5 protein-coding genes and 1 tRNA gene are annotated in these 4,962 nt (G+C 31.2%); 4 read left to right on the top strand and 2 right to left on the bottom strand.

Going from position 1 to position 4,962, the window contains the following annotated elements:
• Together FMAG_RS09845 and lgt are read right to left on the bottom strand one after the other, a co-directional pair.
• A partial coding sequence (locus FMAG_RS09845) for a transposase (RefSeq protein ID WP_005886346.1) occupies window positions 1–173 on the bottom strand: 173 nt, incomplete at its 3' end.
• A gap of 127 nt (window positions 174–300) precedes the next feature.
• The gene (gene lgt / locus FMAG_RS09850; protein WP_005886348.1) at window positions 301–1,161 is read right to left on the bottom strand and encodes a prolipoprotein diacylglyceryl transferase; all 861 of its coding nucleotides are present in this window, start codon (window positions 1,159–1,161) and stop codon (window positions 301–303) included.
• A 256-nt stretch (window positions 1,162–1,417) separates the two neighbouring features.
• Here lgt and FMAG_RS09855 point away from each other — a divergent pair, with 256 nt between their 5' ends.
• The 4 genes from FMAG_RS09855 (at window position 1,418) to FMAG_RS09870 (ending at window position 4,786) form a co-directional block, all read left to right on the top strand.
• On the top strand, window positions 1,418–2,629 hold the full coding sequence (locus FMAG_RS09855; RefSeq protein WP_005886350.1) for an FprA family A-type flavoprotein: 1,212 nt from the start codon (window positions 1,418–1,420) through the stop codon (window positions 2,627–2,629).
• Between the two features lie 8 nt (window positions 2,630–2,637).
• Window positions 2,638–2,714, top strand: a tRNA-Arg gene (locus FMAG_RS09860).
• Between the two features lie 160 nt (window positions 2,715–2,874).
• Window positions 2,875–3,960 (top strand): helix-turn-helix domain-containing protein, encoded by a 1,086-nt coding sequence (locus FMAG_RS13430; protein WP_005886352.1) that lies wholly within the window; start codon window positions 2,875–2,877, stop codon window positions 3,958–3,960.
• A gap of 19 nt (window positions 3,961–3,979) precedes the next feature.
• Window positions 3,980–4,786, top strand: coding sequence for an ATP-binding protein (locus FMAG_RS09870; protein ID WP_005886355.1), 807 nt, complete (start codon window positions 3,980–3,982; stop codon window positions 4,784–4,786).
• Window positions 4,787–4,962: the final 176 nt, after the last annotated feature.

Consider the following 4,962-nt stretch of genomic DNA (forward strand, 5'->3'; position numbering starts at 1 on the left):
TTATCGTGATTCCATTGTACTAAAGTTATATGATACGGAACTCCAATTCTTACAAACATATCTTTAGCAAATTCAGAAATTGTGTCATCAAATACATTTCTTCTATATTTTACTACAAGAACTAAGTGATAATACAGCAAAAATACTGAATGACAATTACTATCTAATTCCATTGTTTTTACTCCTATTTTTATATATCTACTGATTGTATTATATCACTTTGTCTTCTAAAAAACAATAGGGCAATTCATCGCACTACCTATAGAGGTGGGCGACTTCTTGCCCGTTAGGTTAAAGTTTTTATTTTTTTTCTCCGATTTTTATCATAATGACTGAAAAAATTATCATTAGTAAGCTTACTACATGAGGAGCTCTAAATCCTAAAAGCATTAAATCCTCAGCTCTAAAAAAACTAACAAATATTCTAATAATACTATATATTATGATATAGTTCCACCATAGATATCCAGGAGCTTTATTCTCTTTTTTTCTCAGATAGAAAAAAATGAATAAAAAACCTATAAAGTTTAAAATTAATTCGTAAAGCATAGCTGGATGTACAGGTATATTAGGAAACTCTTCCCCTGCTGGAGAAGTATTTGGAAAAACTAATCCCCATGGAACAAGAGCTTTATATTTTAATTTTTCAAAAATATCAAGAGAAGTATAGTAATTATACCAATCATAGAAACTTGGTTTTAATGAAAAAATAACTTTCCAAGGAGTGAAAACAGGAACACCATGAATCTCTCCGTTCATGAAATTTCCAAATCTTCCAAGAGCTTGTCCTAAAAGTAAGGGAGCAGCAGCAAAATCTCCAAGTGTCAATGGATTAAGTTTTTTAATGTATCCGTAGATAAATGTTCCAATAATTCCACCAATAATTCCGCCATGAATAGCCATTCCTCCATGCCAAGTAGCTAAAATTTCAGCTGGATATTTAGAGTAGTAACTCCAATTAAAAAAAACATAGTATAGACGTCCTCCTAAAAGTCCAGAAAGCATAGCAACAAAAGCATAGTTTTCTATTATTTTACTATCGTATCCTCTCTCTTTTGCCATAAACTTTGCTATTTCTATTCCTAAAAAGAAAGATATTGCATACATCAAACCATAAAACCTTATTTCAAAACTACCAATAGAAAAAAGTACTGGGTGCATAGTATACCTCCAAGGTCGTATTTATGTATTGCTATAAAGCAACTTATATAATTATAGCATAAATACAACAGAATTAAAAAAAGAATTTTAAAATTTAAAAAAAATTAATAAAAAAATTGAAAAAATTTGATAATTCTATTATAATATATAAAGAAGTGTTAAATTAAATTTAATTTTTTTGAAGAAGTATTTTAGAAAGAAAGTATTAAGGAAATGTTAAGATAAATAAAAAAGTAAATAAGTATAGGAGGAAAAAATGTATTTTTGTACAGAGATTGCAAATGGTGTAACTTGGATAGGTGTTAATGACAGAAAAACAGAAAGATTTGAAAACTACATACCATTACCTTATGGAGTAACTTACAATTCATATTTTATTGATGATGAGAAAACTTGTGTAATTGATGCTGTAGAATTAGGAAGCGCTTCTACATTCTTAGATAAGATAGTAGAGTGCTTAGATGGAAGAAAATTAGACTACATAGTAATAAACCATGTAGAGCCAGACCATTCAAGTGGATTAAAAGAAGTTATCAGAACATTCCCAACTGTAAAAATTGTAGGAAATGCTAAAACTTTAGGAATGTTACAAGCTTTTTCACCTGATTTTCCAGTTGAAAACTTTGTAACAATAAAAGAAGGAGATATTTTAGAATTAGGAAACCATAAATTAACTTTTGCTATGATACCAATGGTACATTGGCCAGAATCAATGGTAACTTATGATTTAACTGATAAAATATTATTTTCAAATGATGCTTTCGGAAGTTTTGGAGCATTAGATGGAGGAATATTTGATGACCAAGTAAATTTTGAGTTTTATCAAAGTGAAATGAGAAGATACTACTCTAATATAGTTGGAAAATATGGACCACAAGTATTAAATGCTATAAAAAAATTAGGTGGTTTAGAGATAAAATTCATATGTCCTTCTCACGGATTAATTTGGAGAAAAGATATTGCTAAAGTTGTATCATTATATGAAACTTGGGCAAAATTAGAGCCAGAAACAGAAGGAGTAGTAATAGTATACGGAAGTATGTATGGAAATACTGCTAAGATGGCTGAGATTATAGGAAGAAAATTAAATTGTTGTGGAATAAAAGAGGTAAAAATTTATGATGCTTCTAAAACAGATTTAAGCTTTATAATCAGTGAAATATGGAAGTATAAGGGATTAATTATAGGTTCTTGTGCACATAATAACTCTGTATATCCAAAAATTCAACCATTATTACATAAACTAGAAAATTATGGATTAAAAAATAGATATGTTGGAATATTTGGAAGCATGATGTGGAGTGGTGGAGGAGTAAGAGGAATCCAATGCTTTGCTGATGCATTAAAAGGTGTAGAAGTAGTTGGAGAAGCTGTAGAAGTAAAAGGAACTCCAAAAGCTGAAGATGTTACAAGATTAGAAGCTATTGCTGAAGAGATGGCAGCAAAATTAATAGCTGAAAGAATATAGTAAAAACAGCTCCTATAGCTTAGCTGGATAGAGCATCTGACTTCGGATCAGAGGGTCGAGAGTTCGAATCTTTCTGGGAGCGCCATGTTTAAGATTAAATGAGCAGTTGCAATTTTAAAAATTTGCAGCTGCTCTTTTTTTATGTAAAAAAATAGAAAAGCTATGCCAATGTATGCCAACGTTAGTGGTAATAAAAAATAATTTGTGCTAACCTATAATTAAATTTAAAAAGTGGAGGGGATAGTATGGAGAAGCCAAATTATTTTGCAATAATGCCAGCAAGTGTGAGATATGATAAAAATTTAAAACCTATGGAGAAAATAATCTATTCAGAGATAACTGCCTTAGTTAATTCTAAGGGGTATTGCTATGCTACTAACTCTTACTTTGCAAATCTATATGAGGTACATAAAAAAACTGTGGCTCATTGGATAAGTAACCTTACAAACTTAGGATATTTGAAAGTAGAAATGATATTGAAGAAGGGAGGAAAAGAGGTAGAAGAGAGAAGAATCTATATATTGGAAAGAAGAGATAAGGTAGAAGGAGTAGATGATAAAAATATTGATAGAGATTTAGTAGAGAGAGAAGAAAAAAAGAGAGAAGAAAAAGAATTTTTTGAGGTGGAGAATGGAAAAGAGAAAAATAAAGAGAAAGTAAAAATACTTGAAGAAGAAATAGTAGAAAAAAAGACAGAGGAAGAGATTTTAGAAGGTGGGAATAAAAATATACCTAGGTACGAAATTGTTCCAAAAGGAATGAAAAAATGGGGAGGGTGGGAACAAAATGATAACCACCCCCACCATGAAAAAGTAACAGGGAATAATACAAGTAGAATAATAAAAGAGAATAATTATTATATATATACATATAGGGGAGAGGAAAATCTTCCTGTTGTAAGAGAGATTTTGAAAAAGTATAGTGAGCTAGGATTACCACCATATGAATATCCACCAGAGAAGAATCTAGTGATGAAAGCCTATGGAGAATTAGGAGCAAAGGGAGTATTTAAAGCTTTAGAGATAATGTCAAAATCTAATTTTGTTATGGAGAAGATGTGTGTAGATACAATTTTAAAAGTGGAGAATCTAAAGAAAGCTCTCAATGGGAACTTTAAAGCTGATGTAGAGGAAAAAAGTGTTGAGCTAGTAGGTAAAAAGAGAGAAAGCATTAAGAAATCAGGAGATGAGAAAAAGTTTGAAGAGAGTGAAGAGGGTAAGCAGTGGAAAGAGGAGCAGAAGAGAAAGATATCTGAACTTTTAGAAAAAGATGTAGAAGAGGAAGATACACCAGAACTGTTTAGTGTAGAGGAATTATTTGGAAAGAGATAGAGAGTGGGAGGAGTAACATATGAAATGTCAATATTGTGGGAAGGAGTATGTAAAAAATGAAGCTGAAGGATTAGAATACTTACCAGAATTTATTAGACAGCATATAGAGTATATTCCAGCTTGTGATTGTTTGGAAAAGAAAAGAGTAGAGGAGATGGAAAAGGAAAAGAGAAGACAAGAAGCAGAGTCCATACGAAATAGGGTAAAAAGATATAGGGATATATCTGTAATGGATAGTAGATTTTTAAAGAGCAATTTTGAGGGAGCAGATATGAGTGGAGAGTATATGAAATTAGCTCTTCGTTATGCTAAAAGTTTTATGAAAAAGAGAATGGATATAGGGATAATATTTTATGGGGGAGTAGGTACAGGGAAGACATTTGCTAGTGGATGTATAGCTAATTACCTAATGAGTAGAGGAAAGAGTGTACTTGTGATAAATCTAGGATTATATCTACTAAAAATCACTAAGGAGTGGGGAGAAGCAGAGAGTGAGCTTTTAAAGGTTGTGGAAAGTTGTGATTTGCTGATAATAGATGACTTTGGAATGGAAAAATCCCTTGAGGATAAAAATAGTGCTTGGAGAGGAGAGAAGATATATAATCTCATAGACAGTAGGTATAGATGTGAAAAACCTCTGATTATTACTACAAATTTGGAGTTTAGCAAAGATGAGAGTAGATGTGAGATAGCTAAGAAATTCTCTATGGGAGGAAAAAATAGGATAAGGGATAGGATAGTGGAGATGTGTTATCCTGTGGAAGTAAAGGGAAAGAGTAGAAGAGAGATAGATGAGAAGAGATTTTTTAAGCTACTGGAGATATAAAAAAGTTGTGCACACATATGAACAGCTAGGAACCTGTTCTCTTTAAATTAAATATGAAATATGTTACCATATATACATAGGGAATCGCGATTATCTAATAAATCTAAAAAGCTAAAATTAAAGGAGGAATGTAGTATGTCAGTAGTAACAACAGTTCAAAAGGAGATTGAGGGTCT

This window comes from Fusobacterium mortiferum ATCC 9817, assembly GCF_000158195.2.
Taxonomy (GTDB): Bacteria; Fusobacteriota; Fusobacteriia; order Fusobacteriales; family Fusobacteriaceae; genus Fusobacterium_A; species Fusobacterium_A mortiferum.

What these genes read in the sequence shown, in the direction of transcription:
- FMAG_RS09855 (WP_005886350.1), top strand. Translation starts at nt 1,418, where the DNA reads ATGTATTTTTGTACAGAGATTGCAAATGGTGTAACTTGGATAGGTGTT.
- FMAG_RS09870 (WP_005886355.1), top strand. Translation starts at nt 3,980, where the DNA reads ATGAAATGTCAATATTGTGGGAAGGAGTATGTAAAAAATGAAGCTGAA.
- lgt (WP_005886348.1), bottom strand. Translation starts at nt 1,161, where the DNA reads ATGCACCCAGTACTTTTTTCTATTGGTAGTTTTGAAATAAGGTTTTAT.
- FMAG_RS13430 (WP_005886352.1), top strand. Translation starts at nt 2,875, where the DNA reads ATGGAGAAGCCAAATTATTTTGCAATAATGCCAGCAAGTGTGAGATAT.